Below are 13,736 nucleotides of genomic sequence, written 5' to 3'. Positions count from 1 at the left end.
CGCTTGTGTATCGCCGAGTCGTACAGATGTCGCGGTCATCACGTGGAGTCGATGGTGACCAGCGCTGCCCTGTTGGAGAGCGCCCACCCGCGCAGTTCGTCGACGAACTCGTTCGCGCATCGCACGGCGACCGTGCGGGAATCGGGCAAGTGTTCTCGCATGAACAACGCCAGCTCGTCGTCGGATTGGAGCTGCAGTGCGCTGGTTTGATCGGAGAGGCTGAGGCTCTCGAGTAGCTCAGTTCCGATTTGTTCCGTCAGCGGGTTCCACTGTGAACTCACCAACTCGATCGCTGTCGCCCGAGAGATCGTCACGCCCTCGTGCGCGAGCTCAGCCGACAGGGTCCGTGCGATTTCGTCAAGGGTCACAGCCCGTGCGAAGACGGTGCCGCTCATCGCTTGCACGAGGTCTCGATGGTGCCGCGGGAGATCACGACGACACGGTTCAGCGCGGCTTGCTCCGCGAGGAGGGCGCCATCGGGACCGCGGTCGTTCACGCGGCACGTCCACTCCTCCCCGAATCCCTTGATGGTGATCGATTCGACGGGAAGGCCCAGGTGCTTCGCGACGAGCCCGGCGACGGTGGTTGCGCGGTCGGTGGAGAGTGGAAGGTTGACCGTCTGATCTTTCGCCGAGCTCGTGGAGCCGATCACCGTGTACGCGCCCGCGCATCCACTCAGGGCCTGCACCGCGGCGGCGACGGTCGCCTTGGCGGCGTCCTCGCTGAGCAGGGTCGCTTCGTCGGCGACGAAGCCGATCGCGCCGTCCTCCAGCGTCCAGGCGCACTTCCCCGCGGTGGCGGTGGGGCGATCGATGGACACGGGGGTGACGTTCGGGAGATCCGGAGCGGCCTGCGGTGAGGGGGCGCTGCTGGCACCACCGATCGTCAGCGTGCCGCCGGCGGCCGACACGAAGGCCGTCCACTGCGCCACGAGCGCCTGATAGGCGTCCTCGGTGAGAGGTTCCTGCGGCGGCTGGGTGAGCCCGAGCATGGGCATCTGCACGTGGATGCCCTCGAGGTCGGCGAGGGCACCCGCGTCGCGCATCGACTGCACGCGGTCGTTGGGGTCATTGTAGAGTGCGCCGTCGAGCATGGCGAAGTCACCCGTTGTCTGGACTCCCGAGTCGAGGAAGACGATCGTGCGGGTCGCTGCTGAGTCGGAGAAGTTTCGGGTAGCGAGCGCGATCGCCTCGGTCTGGTCGACCTCCGGGTCGTTCGCGGTCGATACGGCGATTGCGGTGTCGACGTCCGACTCGAAGGCGTCTCGCGCGTCCCTGGCGTCGAGGTCGTTCTCGGGAGGCTCGCTGAGCGTGAAGTCGTAGATCGTGTCGGGCACCCCATCGGCCGCGATCACGGTGATCCGGTCTCCGGGCGCGTTGATCGTGGCGAGCGCGTCGCCGAGCTGATCGGCGGTCGCGAGCGCGCTGTTGGAGCGATTACCGACGATGACGGCGAGTTGGTCGACGCCGTCGCCATCGTCGGTGCAGACGCCAGGGGTGCAGCCGCTCAGGCCGACGGCGGCGGCGAGTGCCAGGACGAGGACGGTGCCTCGAGTGCGGAACGTCATGGTGTGCCTTTCGTTGGTGGTGTGAGTGAGGTCCGGGGATCGGCCTCGTCGAAGAGACCGATCCCCGGTGGAGGAGCTCAGGCCCAGTGCCGACCGTGGGTCGGGCAGGTGCGACCGATGCGGCAGATGCAGAGCGGCACCAGCCGCCACTCGCCACGGCACTGCGGGCACAGCTCGAGCGCAGAAGAGCACCAGAGGCACTCGCCGAGCGACGGCCGGGCTGGGTGTCGGCCCACGAAGATCCAGCGGAACCAGCGCATCAGCGGTCCGCTCCTCCACCGGTGGTGGACGTCGATGCTTCGCGCGCCCGAAGCTGAAGAGCGTTGATCATCGACGGATCACGCGACACGCGTGCGAGCTCGGCGCGGTAGGTGCTCTTCGTCTCATCGGCCTCGGCCACGAGCGCGTCGGCCCGGATGACGTAGGACGGGCGGATGAGTGCGGCCGCCTCGGCCTGGAAGGCCAGCTCAGCCTTGATCAGTGAAATGCGCTCGCGAAGGTTAGTCACCGCTAGAGCCGCCCAGTGGGCCCGCTCGCGAGCGTTGAGGTCAACGATTCGCGCCGGGTTGTGGTGATGCAGCTCCCACATGAAGACGACGACGCCCACGCCGAGCAGAACGGACAGCCACAGCGCCAACTCGATTTCGAACGGCACGGAACCTGCGGCGTTCGCAGCCGCCTCCTGCATCGGCGCCGGGATCGATCCGTTCCGGGCGGCGAAGCCGGAGTCGGTCGACTCGTCGGCTGCTCTCGCTGCTCGTTCGCTCGCTTCGACGATCGCCCGGAGCACCGCGAGAGAGACGCCGGTGGCGAGCCAGAAGCCGCTGCCGAGCGCCACGACGAGGATCCCGAAGCGCCGGAAGTGCCCGAGCGCACGCCGCTCGGCGAGTTCGAGCGCCACCAGGTGCGGGCCGACCGTGAGCGAGAGGAGGATCGCAGCCGCCAGAGCGTTCGCCACGAAGGGATTCTCCAAGCGGAAGGCCGCGTACAGGTTCGACGAGGTGACGATCAACTCAAGGATCAACGCCAGCCCGAGCGGTACACACTCAGCGATCCGGTACAGCAACCGCGCCCGCGCGAAGTCGAAAGCACGGACGAAGATCTGCCGGCCCGGCCACCGAGCGCCCTCCTTGTCGGGATGCGCACCAGTAAGCACGCCGGCTGTTTCGGTGGCGCCCTCGTCGGCCGACACCTTCTCGGCCTCAGCCTCCTTGAGTGCTGCGACGGTTCCCGTGAGCGACAGCGGCTCCTCGCCCGGCCGAACAGTCAGAAGCCCGAGCTCGGCATCACGCATATTCGACGCCGAGATCACCTGGGCTTTGTCCTCGTCGACCTTGTTTCCGGCGAGTGCCCGCGCGAGCCGCGCGTCGACGGTCTCGTCGTTAAGAAGCGGCCCTTCACCGGCCGCGATGCCCGTCGCGTCGATCGCGCCGCTTGCGAGGTCGGCACCGGCGACTTGCTCGGCACGTGTGAGCTCGATGCCGTGGTCGGCGAGGGAGGTGATGTGCGCGAAGTCAGCCGTGTGTAGCTGGCGTGGGGCATCGTCCTCAGGCCCGTGCGTGGGCTTCTGCGTGCGGAAGCGGTCGAAGATGCTCATGAAATGTCCTTCCCAGACAGCACGTCGTGAATGAGGTGTGAGGCCGCCTCCCGTGCAGCGGCGGCCCCGAGTCGTTCGAAAGGGCTACCGATCCCCGGTGGGGCCGACCGGCCCGATCGGTCCGACAGAACCGAGTACCCGGGGGTCGGCATGCCCGATCGTCGGCCGGTAGACCGGAATCGCGGGAGCCGCCGCCGACCGCCGACCGAACACCCCGTGCCGGGCCCGCTCGTAGAGCGCAGCGCGAACAGCGAACGCCTCAGCCCACAAGATCCGCACCGCAGATGCCTGCGCCAACACCGACTCGCGCTCGGCCCCAACCCGGACAATCTCGAGCTGTGCAGCCCGCACCCGAGCCGAAGCCGCCGCCGCCGCAGAAGCAGCGACACGAGCGGAACGCACGTCGTCCGCCCAGCCGGTACGGTCCTTGCCGCTCAGCGAAGCGAGCTCGCTTAGGGTCGGTTCGCTCGGCGCAGGCGCGACGTGGTCACTGGCCGCGTGCTCAGCCTCCGCGGCGAGAAGTCGCAAGTGGGCGAAGCATCGATCCGCTCCGGAGACGACTTCCGCCTCGCGTCGGCGCACCTCATGGGCGAGCCGGTGCAGATAGTGGGTGTGCTCGGTGTCGTCAACCTGTTTCGTGCGCACCCGGTCGACGAGCCCGCTCCAGCGGATACCGAACCGTTCCCAGAACCCAGGGTCAGAGCGCGGAGCAGGGACGCTCTCGCTGACAATGTCGGTGCCGAGTTTCGCGGTGACGATCTTGGGAGTCATTGTGTCCTCTCGGCCACTCCGAGTGAGCGGCTTCTTTGACAAGACCGATCCCCGGGACTCCGAACGTGGCTTCCAGACGATCAGGACAAAGAATCCGATAGGGTCGGCTGAGCGGAGACGTTCTGCGCCGAGGACATGGCCAACCGAGCGCGGCTTATGCCCCCGGACTTCGCGAAAGCGACGGGGCTCCTGCGTCTCGCGACGGGGGGGGGGGGAACACGTTGCCGCGTGCGTTGGACACCATCGTTGCCGCTCTGCCCGCGAGCTTCTCGGCAGAGAAGCATGAGTTAATCCGTCGCCATGCGTCTCGCGGTCGAATCGGAAACGGACCTGCGCCTGTTCCGCAATGCGGGCACTGCGATGCGCTTCGACGTCGATGCAGAGGTGAATCGCTCGAATCACATCTGCCGGGCCATCCCGGTGTGCGAGGCCCACGAATCAGGTAGGCGGGTCGACGAGACTGCTCTGGTCGGTCGCGGCTTCCGACCTCAATCGGCTGCTCACCCACTCGTCCGGCGTCACAGAGGCCGTCGGCCGCGGACTGCGCGCTGCCGCCTTCGCCAGGATGGGTCGCATGAAGGCATCGACCGACGTTGGAGTGGGGACAGCTGTGTCGCGGTGGGGGGTGCTCAGCAGTGCAGTCGACCTCGCGTCAAGGGTGCCGAGCGCGTCGGGGTTGGCGACCGCCCTCGGTCGCGCCACTGCGAGCGTGAATGGTTCGGTCGGAACTCCGCCCCGCGAGAGCACGGTCGCAGCCGCCAGATCAGGCAGGCGTGTGAGGTCACTCGCTAACCAACCTGCGAGGCGTGCCGTGGCGCGAGCCGCGGAGTGAAGACTCGATCGGAAGGTCAGGGTCGATCCCGAGTTGCTCGCCAGTGCCCCGGAGAGCTCGCGCGGCAATGAGTCGAGCGACTGCGTCGCCATCACCACGCCCACACCGAACTTTCGCCCCTCCGCCAGCATCGCTGGAAGCGCCCCGAAGCGGAAGAGCTGTGCTTCATCAACCACGACCACGTGTGGTCGATCGCGATTCACTCGTCTCGTCATTGCTGCCCAGTGCTTGAGGAGCCAGATCGAGCCGAGCAAGCGCGCCGTGGGTGCACCGAGGGCCGGGGATCCCAGGTCGATGAGCAGCGGCGTTCCGTCGGCCATCACCGCGTCGACGTCGACGGCGTCGATGCCGGTGCCGAGGGTCCGGCGCATCGTGTGGCCGGAGACGAGTTCGTGCAGCTTCGATATCGCCCAGGACGTCACCTCGATCGCCTCCTTCTGGCTGAGGTCGCCGTACTCGGCGGCGAGGCGCTCCCCGGCGACCGACCCGAGCTTCTGGGCGACACGGGCAACGTGCGCTACCCGCCGCATGTCTCCGCCGATTGCGACGAGGGTCGCGATCGACGTCGCCGGGCCGAATACGACAAAACTGGCCTCGGCGAGCAACGCGAACCATGTGCGCCAGCGCGGGCCGACGATGCCTTCCGATCGAGGGTCGAAGATCGTCTGCACGAGTTCTATAAACTCGCTGATGGCGCGTTCGCGGCGGGCGACGTCCGGCTCGGCGAACAGGTTTATGGGCACCGGGTTCTCGGCATCGCCGTGTCGCACGATGAGTGCGCGCCCACCCGTGTCGGCGCGCAGGCTCGCGCCCACCGCGTCAACAGTCGTGCCGTGTGGGTCCAACAGGGTGACGCCGTAGCCTGCGTCAGCGACCTCACGACACAGCTGGGCGAGAACGGTCGACTTGCCGGCACCCGTCGCGCCCTCGACGGCCACATGACGAACGAGGTCTGAGACGTCGAGTGCCGCCGTTACGCGCCGTCGATCGCCGGTGCGTGCGGTGCCGAGGCGGATGGGAACGCTGGGCTTAGTTGGAACCGGGTCGAGAGCGACCGGCTTGACCGGGGGAATGAGGGTGCGCACACCATCGATCGGGTCCTCTCCAGCAACTGGCATACGGAACAGGCTGATCGCTGCCGATTCGGCGGTCGCCGCTCCGGCGAGTCCGTCTGCGTCCCACGCCCACTCTTGCGTGGATGCCATCTCGAATTCGACGGACGAACCCCAGCCGCGCACGAGTGCTCGCAGTCGCGCAGGCACCTGTTCGTCGGCGCCGAGCAGCGACACGATGCGCACGCACGATCCGCGGTAGCTTCGCGGATCTCCGTGGAGTACGTCCCACTCCGCGTGGAGAGCGTCGTCGAGCATCGAGCGTTCCAGCGGCGACACTGCCGCGAGGTGGATGCGCACGCTCGTGCCGGGATGCGCGGCGAGAAGCGGAAGCAGCTCCCTCTCGCCGCCGCCGTGCGCGACAGGATGCTTCACCGAGGGGCGCGTCGTCGTGGAAGCGTACGCCTCCTGCTCGATCGCGATGCGCGTCGGGCGGGCCGTGACTCGCAGCAGTGCTCGTGGCGCAGGCCGCTTCGCAGGTACCACCTCGCGTACCTCAGCGACGTGCTGCAGCACGGCGCGAACGTCGTCCTGCCACCCTGGCTGCGGGGTCCCCGCGCATTCGATGTCGAGTTGGACCTTCCGGTCACTCGTCAGTGTGAGCGTGAGGCCGGCGCCCTCGTTCCATTCCGACACTGTCGTCACGAGGCGACGGGTGGCGTCGAGCGAGCGCGCGTCAGCGAGGGATCCGCGGAGGAACCCCGTGGCGCGCAGGGCGTTTCGGCGGTTCGCTGGAGCAAGGAACGTCTCGGGGGCTGCTGTGTCAGTGCTCTCGTTCACGCTGCCACCTTTACGATCTCGCGGGCGCCACGCGCCGGCTCGGCGGCGGCAGTCTTGCCTGTGCCCGTCGGGATCGTGTCGAAGCGCAACCGCGAATGCGTCGGGCACGCGGCGAACAGCTCGCGGGAGGGGAGGCCGCGGCCGATCACCTGGTGCACACGCATGCCGAGTTTGCGGGCTCGACGTGCGAGCGGCGCGAAAGCGTGGTCGCCGCTCGCGATCACCAGGCGGTCGAACCGGACCGAGTAGCGCTCGAGCTCGACGGCGTCGATCAGGGCGAAGTCAGCGCCGTCGATGCCGCGGCCCACGCGGCGCTGCACGTCGTTTGCCGGGATAGCGAACCATGCAACGGGTGCGAACCGCGGCCCGCTCGCGACGATCGCGTGGTCGTTGTAGCCGAGACCGATGGCGAGTCGGCGATAGCCGGTCCAGAAGGAGGTCACCTCCTCGGCGCTCGCATCCGGACCGACCATGTTCTCGATGTCGATAAGGTGCAGCGTGCGGGGACGCTCGGGCAGGTATGGGGTGGAGAGCGGGCGGTTCATAGGGGGTCCTTTCGTCGAGTTCGTCATCGGCAGGACCGATCCCCACGAACACCATTGACGAAGGGCGCGGAGAAGGGACGCGGGCTGCGGTTGAAGGCCGGGTTCGCGGGGGATCGGTGAGAGGGGTGCTGCCCAAAAGGACCTCGCTAGGTCCCTCCCCGCACAAGTCAGAGGGCCGGATTGCTCAAACGCCCCGTTCGAGACCGACACCTTTGACGCCCACGCCGAGGACGCGTTCGCAGTTCTCGTCGTCTCTCACGATCGCGCCGGGCCGCGAGTTGATGCACGCCCACACCGCGGCCGTGCGCCAGCGCGCGTTCGTCGGAGGCGGAATCATCGTCGGCGACGACGCGGACGACAACCCTTCCTACGCCGTAGCAGTGGTTGAGAACCTCGGTACCGGGCAGGCCGCGTATCGCGGACGGGTTGAGGCTGATCATCAGTCGATCCGTCGACGAAACGGGGATTAGCGAGACGCCGCCGCCGATCGAAGCCGACTGATTCAGCGATTTCAGCCGCGTCGCACGCGCGCTCGATTACGGGTCGCCGAAGGTATCGATTCGCATCCCGCGCGATGTTCGCGCCGGCTTCGACGTGGCGTCGCCCGGTGCCATCGTGGTGGGTAGGCCGAACCGAGTGCGATCACTCATTGTTCAGACCCCGTCGAGGGCGCATACGCACGCGTGTACATATCGTGCAGGGTGGGAAGGTGGCACCGCAGGTTGTGGGCGTCGAGGTTCATCTCAGCCGTGTACGTGCAGGGGAATCGACCGTTCTAGCGCGAGATGCGTTCGAGATCGGCGGCTCGCCGAGCCCGCATTCTTCGCCTCCTCGAGGAACACCTTCACGAGTTCGGCGACCTCGACCTTCGGCGTCGGCTGCGCGGAGCCTTCCTCCCTGGTCTTCGAGACCCCGGGATGATGATCACCCGGGATCGGTTTGTGCCGTGGCGAGGGCAGCCACCGACCGAGGAGACCATATGTCGACCACAGAAGTAGCTGACGCCATCATGCTGGTCGTCCTGATCATCGCCGTTGTCCTTATCGTTCGTCGGCTCATCCGCCGCCCGGGCGGGAGATACGCCGACCCGGAATCGATCACGCTAGCCAGTGGGCCCGTGCTCGTGTTCGCAGCGGCGATGGGCCTCGTCGGCGACACGGTCGCCTCGGCCACCGGCGCGACGATCTTCGGACTCGCCTTCGGTTTCGGCGCCCTCTGCGGAGTGCTCTCTTTCGGGATGTTTCTGCCGATTCGTAAAGTCGGTCTGTCATTCGTCGCCACAGGCGTGACCATTGGCATTGTCGTCGCACGGCTAGCGATGGGATGGGATACCGCCATCGTGCTACTGGTCTACCTGGCCTCGCTCGCAGTCGGTCTCGCGGTGAGCTTCCTGCTGCCCTCGAAGCGACGACCGGGCGTCGTCGCCCTTCTCGGCGGCGTGGCGATGCTCGACTTCGCACTCTCCCCGTTCGGCATCTCGGCATTTGTCGCCGCAACCACGCCGCTGAGCATCATGGTCGGTTGCGCCAGCGCGCTGATCATCGGCATCCTGGTCGGCACTGTGCCCGACATTGTCGTATCTCTCGGAGGGTTGGCGATCAGCATCCTCGCGGTTCTGTTCCCCCTGATCACCAGCCTTGACTCGAGTTCTCTACTCATCCAACCGGATTGGTCGCAGGCGGTCGGCGCCGCCGGAACTCTCTTCGGCTTCGCGCTCGCCCGGGCCCCTTTCGTGTTCGCCGCGCGCCTCGCTCGTCGATGAGCGAGGCTACGCACGATCGCCACGATGGGCAGGCCGAAGATCGACCAGATGGCTCCGCCCAGGAGTTCTCGCACCATAGGGACTGGACAGGTTGGAGCCGACCGGCATCGGGCTAGCAGAACTGGAAGAACGTCGGCCATCGACACGACGACGAACTCCACAGCGAACGTCTTCCTCGACGGCGCGGCAACCTCTCGATTAGAGCGCTGCAGGCCGCGTCGGGTGCGTGGACGCCGGAACGGTCATCACCGCCGACAAGTCCTTCTCGGCGGCAACCTCGGGCGCTGAGCGGCTGTCGTCAGTTAGCGGCGTCGTAGGCGTCCTGAATCTCGGCGGGGATGCGGCCGCGGCTGGACACGGTGTACCCGTTGGCGTTGGCCCACTCGCGGACGGCCTTCAGGCGCTGCGGGTCGCCCTTCTTCGCGGTCGGCGCAGAAGCGGTTCCGCCGTTTCCGCGGACACGGCGGGCGTTGGTGATGAAGTCTTCCAGAGCGTCGTGCAGCTTCTGGGTGTTTTTCGCGGAGAGGTCGATCTCGTAGTTGACGCCGTCGATGCCGAAGCGGACAGTGCCGCCGTCGCTGTCGAGGGGGGTGCCGTCGATGTCGTCAACCAGCGTGACTTTCTGAGCCATGGGGGACCTCCTACAAGTTCAAGAAATAGCGTCACGACTGTAACGCACGAATATCGACGTATCCCACAGCTTGCCGGATGCTTCGCCGTCTTCTTCTGGAAGTCCAGGTACTGACAGGTCCGCCCGACACGGGTGCATGCTTACCCCGCGTTGGTGCCTGCGGATGATGTAATCGCTAGTGGGGAAGTTGGCGAATTGCTCCGTTGTTTACCAGCGGCGTTTCGGGAGAGGTGGGTGTCGTGTCGGTGTCGGATCAGTTGGAGGGCCCGTTCGAGGGCATTCTGGCTTTTCCGCCGGACGTCGATACAATCGCGGCGGAGATAGACGAGGTCCGGTTGGCTGAATGGTTCGACGGAGACGGTGAACCGAATTGGCGTGTTCTTCTGCAGGCAACGAGGGTTCTGCGCTCGGGGGTGCCGGAGCTGCTGGAGCGGGTGCGTGTCCTCGAGCAGATCGCTGACGGCCGCCTCCCGCATACCGACACCGGGTGCTGCCCCGATCCAATCAGTGGGCCGGACCGTCGCGACGTGAACTGTCGGGCGTGCCTGGTGATGGGGATGCCCCGGTCGTGACGCTGCCGCAGGACATCCTCGAAGAAGCGCCAGCGACTTCAGCACCGGAGCAGGTGCCGGCTGTGGCTGTGTTGCCTGTGTCGGCAGCGGTGACGGAGTTGAGTGACGCGTCGATCGCGGGGAACACGCGGCGGGCGTACGAGTCGGACCTGCGCGCTTTCGTGTCCTGGTGCGCAGCGAACGGACGCCCGGACGTGCCGGCGTCACCGGAGACGGTCGCGGAATATCTCGCCGACCGTGCCGGGATCCTCACGGCCGCGGGGGAGTGGCGGTATGCGCCCGCCTCCATGGCCCGCTGGTTGTCGCGATCAACGCCGCACACGCGGAACAGAACCTTCCCCCTTCCCGGTCACAGCTCTCTGGTGGCTCGTACTCTGCAGGGCATCCGGCGGGAGCGACTGCGACCCCCGCGTCGAGCGGACCCACTCCTCTTGACGGATGTGCAGGCGGTCCTTGACCGCATCGATGTCACGACGTGGCCTGCGGGAGCGACTGGGGTTCGGGACCGTATGTTGATCCTGCTCGGCTGGGCCGGCGCGTTCCGCCGCACCGAACTCACCGACCTGCGCATCTCCGACGTCACCCGACACAAGGAAGACGGGCTGCACCTGCGGATCCGCCGCTCCAAGACCGACCAGACCGGCAAAGGACTCGTCAAAGCCATCCCCTACGGCCGGGAGCCGCTGACGTGTGGTGCGTGTGCGTGGGTACGGTGGCTGCGGATCCTCGCTGCAGGAGAGAAGGGACGGAGTGCAGTGATGCGGGTCCTGTTCACCGACGACCCGGCAGTGCATGTGTGCCGGGCGAGGGTTCCGGCCCTCGATGGGGAGGCGCCGCTGCTGCGGCGGATGCACAAGACGGGCCTGCCGACAGTGAACGCGTTGACGGCGCAGTCGGTGAACCTCATCGTCAAACGCCGCGTCACCGCGGTCGGCCTGGATCCTGAGCAGTACAGCGCCCACTCCCTCCGCGCCGGGTTCGTCACCTAAGCGCTTAGTCATGGGGCGAGTACCCATTCGGTGATGCGGCAGACCGGACACCGGTCCCCGGCGACGGTCGAGATCTACGCGCGCGAGCGTGATCCGCGCACCGGGAACGCCGTCAACGACATCGGCCTATGACCCCCGACCACGTCCTCAAACGGTTGCCGGTATCGAGCCGGCCGCATTGGCAGCTGTACACCGACTGGTGCGATGCGATCGGGGCGAGCCCGGCGCCGGCGTCGCTTGTCCAGCTGGGTCGGTTCTTCGCCGCAGTTCCCACCGCCTCGTCCACGGCGGTGGCACGGGTGCGCGCTATTCGCGCAGCCCACGAGCTCCTCGACGAGGCATTCCCGGTACCACTCACGGAACCTGCACGACCGATTCGCGTCGGTGCTGGATGGATCACCCCGGTGGAAGCTGTCGCAGCAGTGCCGCTGACCCGCTACCCGGCGGGTCTTGTCGGCCGACGGGATGCCTTCCTGCTGCTCCTGCTCGATCAACTCCACTTCACCCGACATGACGCAGGCAGCATTGCCGAGGCGGACATCACTCTCGGCGGTGACATGACGATTGCCGGCGTCCTGATTCGACGGTCGGTGGAGGCGGTGTCGTGTTGGCGGTGCGTGGTCACTCGCTGGTTGCGGGTCCTGGGGCCAGCGGCGCTGGGATTTCGGTACACCGTCCGCGAGATCCTCGACCCCGCACTCTTCACTGACGCGCACGACTGCGACATCGACGTGCCCGAGGACTGGCGGGTCGCACCGTTCCTGCTTCCGGCGATCGATCAACACGGATGGCTGAACCCCCACGGACCCCTGACCACCCGGGCGATGTCGAGCATCACCGCAATCCGGCAACGAGCCGGACAGCCGCTTGTCGACAACCACCCGCGCGTGCGGCTCGAGCCGTCCGCGCGCAGGTCTCTGCAGGATGTCGCAGACGCGTACGACGACGTGGATGCGAGGCTGGCCGCGCTACTCCTGCAGACCGCCATGCTTCTCGCCGACAACGACGACCTCCGCCGCGCGTGAGCTACGTGGCTCACACCCTGAAACCGTCGAAACCCCGCGAGCTGGCACCTCGTCTGGGTTGTTGCCCCGGCGTCCTCAGCAGGCAGTCACCGTGCTGACGGCTTGGGACAGAGTGAGTTCGCTGCCGAGGATCTTCACGGTGTCGATTTTGCTGCGCTTGAACGAGTCAACAGCTGCACTCGGGACGCAGTCGGGGCGGTTGAGGCTGACCGACATGTTCTCGGGTTTCCGCCGAGAGTAGCCCCAGGACCCCTCTGCCCAATACCCCCAGGCATCCGCGGGGGAGGGCTGGCGTTGCCCTCCGTGAGGGGCGGGCCCCTCACCCTCCCCGGGTTCTCCCGCCAGAGGCGGGGGTGCGCTGTGCGCGTCGCCTGCGGCGATGAGGAGCCGCTTTGCGGCGCAGTTCTTGAGGTTTTTTGTTCCTCTCCGCGGTACAAACCTATTTCGCTCCGGCGCCTGCGTGCCACCTCTTCCGAACGCGGTCGCTGCGCTCCCTTATCTCGTTCGGAACAGGCGTCACTCCGCCGCCTCCACTCAAACGGTTCTTCCCGCCGGAGAGGCACAAAAAACGATCAGACGAGGGACAAGCCAGGCGTCACCATCAGGTGAGCAGCCGGGGTCTTGTTCCGGAGAAGCGGGAATCATGTCGAACACGTCCACAGGCCAGGCCACCCCCGAGCAGCTCGCGCTCATCTGCACCACACAGCGCGCGTCCAGCGCGGACTACGACACCGCCTCCGACGCCGAAATCCTCGAGGCTGCCCGCAACACGCTCTGCCTGCCCGGGACGGCCGCGCCCGGGGCGCTGGCGGTCGAGCAGGACGGGTCTCCGTTCGCGGAGGCGCTGATCGCCCTTCTCATGCCCGCTGTCGACGCCGCGGGAGCGGTACCCGACGCTCCGGCGCTGAGCGTGGAGGAGGCCCTGGCGGTGTTCGTGGACACGTTCGCGAGTGGGGACCTTGCCGGAGACGTCGCAACGCGGCTGAACTGTGGTGAGGTCGGCGCCCTCGCCGGACTCCTGCGAGCCGCAGGCAGAAAAGAGGCCGCGGACCTGTGGATCGCGGAGCACGCGACCGACGACGACGAGGGCGACGCCCACCACGCTCAGGACGGAATCCAGCGATGACCGAGCGGCAGAAGAGAAAAGCCGTCACCACCTACCTCACTGCTGATGCTGGCTACGACGCGGCAGTCGCCACTTTCCTTGCTGCCGCCGACTCCTACACCGCGGCTCTCGCGAGCGTCGACGTCGCCAAGGCGATCGCTCCTACTCTCGACTGCGAAAAGGTGACCGTCATCGCGCAGATGCTCGAGAAGTCCGGTCACAGCGAGATGGCCGGGGCGTGGATCGCGTGGCACTCGTTTCGCGGCGACATCGACGATGACGACATCCACTTCGACGACTGGCGGGAGGAGCAACGGTGGTTCTGACCGTCTAATCGAAGCCGTCGTGTGTGCAGTGCACCATGACCTACCGGGTGCTCGAGAAGAAGGGCATCGAGTACACCACCGTCGACATCACCACCAACCCCGCAGCGCTCGCGTACGTCACG

General features: G+C 67.0%; 13 protein-coding genes and 1 pseudogene. 7 read left to right on the top strand and 7 right to left on the bottom strand.

The window, feature by feature from the left end:
* Window positions 1–38: 38 nt before the first annotated feature.
* The 6 genes from C5C95_RS03365 to C5C95_RS03340 form a co-directional block, all read right to left on the bottom strand.
* Window positions 39–395 (bottom strand): hypothetical protein, encoded by a 357-nt coding sequence (locus tag C5C95_RS03365; protein ID WP_146087040.1) that lies wholly within the window; start codon window positions 393–395, stop codon window positions 39–41.
* On the bottom strand, window positions 392–1,846 hold the full coding sequence (locus tag C5C95_RS17080) for an OmpA family protein (RefSeq protein ID WP_146087039.1): 1,455 nt from the start codon (window positions 1,844–1,846) through the stop codon (window positions 392–394). Before C5C95_RS17080 ends, C5C95_RS03365 begins: the two co-directional genes overlap by 4 nt.
* On the bottom strand, window positions 1,827–3,164 hold the full coding sequence (locus C5C95_RS03355; RefSeq protein WP_104323797.1) for a hypothetical protein: 1,338 nt from the start codon (window positions 3,162–3,164) through the stop codon (window positions 1,827–1,829). The genes C5C95_RS17080 and C5C95_RS03355 overlap by 20 nt, the downstream gene beginning before the upstream one ends.
* Before the next feature lie 84 nt (window positions 3,165–3,248).
* A complete protein-coding gene (locus C5C95_RS03350) occupies window positions 3,249–3,935 on the bottom strand; it encodes a hypothetical protein (protein WP_104323796.1) in 687 nt (228 codons plus the stop codon).
* Window positions 3,936–4,373: 438 nt separating this feature from the next.
* Window positions 4,374–6,659, bottom strand: coding sequence for a helicase HerA domain-containing protein (locus C5C95_RS03345; RefSeq protein WP_104323795.1), 2,286 nt, complete (start codon window positions 6,657–6,659; stop codon window positions 4,374–4,376).
* Complete coding sequence (locus tag C5C95_RS03340; RefSeq protein WP_181125544.1) at window positions 6,656–7,204, bottom strand: NYN domain-containing protein; 549 nt, start codon at window positions 7,202–7,204, stop codon at window positions 6,656–6,658. The genes C5C95_RS03345 and C5C95_RS03340 overlap by 4 nt, the downstream gene beginning before the upstream one ends.
* Window positions 7,205–8,183: 979 nt before the next feature.
* Here C5C95_RS03340 and C5C95_RS03335 point away from each other — a divergent pair.
* Window positions 8,184–8,966 carry a hypothetical protein gene (locus tag C5C95_RS03335; protein ID WP_104323793.1) on the top strand — a complete coding sequence of 261 codons (783 nt, stop codon included), beginning with the start codon at window positions 8,184–8,186 and terminating at the stop codon, window positions 8,964–8,966.
* A gap of 298 nt (window positions 8,967–9,264) precedes the next feature.
* Here C5C95_RS03335 and C5C95_RS03330 read toward each other — a convergent pair whose 3' ends face one another.
* Window positions 9,265–9,597 carry an Lsr2 family protein gene (locus C5C95_RS03330; RefSeq protein WP_104323792.1) on the bottom strand — a complete coding sequence of 111 codons (333 nt, stop codon included), beginning with the start codon at window positions 9,595–9,597 and terminating at the stop codon, window positions 9,265–9,267.
* A gap of 203 nt (window positions 9,598–9,800) precedes the next feature.
* Here C5C95_RS03330 and C5C95_RS03325 point away from each other — a divergent pair, with 203 nt between their 5' ends.
* The 6 genes and pseudogenes from C5C95_RS03325 to C5C95_RS03300 form a co-directional block, all read left to right on the top strand.
* On the top strand, window positions 9,801–10,169 hold the full coding sequence (locus C5C95_RS03325) for a hypothetical protein (protein WP_146083051.1): 369 nt from the start codon (window positions 9,801–9,803) through the stop codon (window positions 10,167–10,169).
* The gene (locus C5C95_RS03320) at window positions 10,166–11,158 is read left to right on the top strand and encodes an integrase (protein WP_104323790.1); all 993 of its coding nucleotides are present in this window, start codon (window positions 10,166–10,168) and stop codon (window positions 11,156–11,158) included. Before C5C95_RS03325 ends, C5C95_RS03320 begins: the two co-directional genes overlap by 4 nt.
* A gap of 128 nt (window positions 11,159–11,286) precedes the next feature.
* Window positions 11,287–12,183: a hypothetical protein gene (locus C5C95_RS03315; RefSeq protein ID WP_146087038.1), complete on the top strand. Its 897-nt coding sequence runs from the start codon at window positions 11,287–11,289 to the stop codon at window positions 12,181–12,183.
* Between the two features lie 643 nt (window positions 12,184–12,826).
* Window positions 12,827–13,309: a hypothetical protein gene (locus tag C5C95_RS03310; protein WP_104323788.1), complete on the top strand. Its 483-nt coding sequence runs from the start codon at window positions 12,827–12,829 to the stop codon at window positions 13,307–13,309.
* Window positions 13,306–13,614, top strand: coding sequence for a hypothetical protein (locus C5C95_RS03305; RefSeq protein WP_104323787.1), 309 nt, complete (start codon window positions 13,306–13,308; stop codon window positions 13,612–13,614). The genes C5C95_RS03310 and C5C95_RS03305 overlap by 4 nt, the downstream gene beginning before the upstream one ends.
* A gap of 20 nt (window positions 13,615–13,634) precedes the next feature.
* Window positions 13,635–13,736, top strand: a pseudogene (locus C5C95_RS03300) (glutaredoxin domain-containing protein); the annotation flags it as partial.

It is taken from the genome of Rathayibacter sp. AY1B7, from assembly GCF_002932735.1.
In the GTDB taxonomy this organism is placed as follows: domain Bacteria; phylum Actinomycetota; class Actinomycetes; order Actinomycetales; family Microbacteriaceae; genus Rathayibacter.
This window is presented reverse-complemented; position numbering and strand designations above follow the sequence as displayed.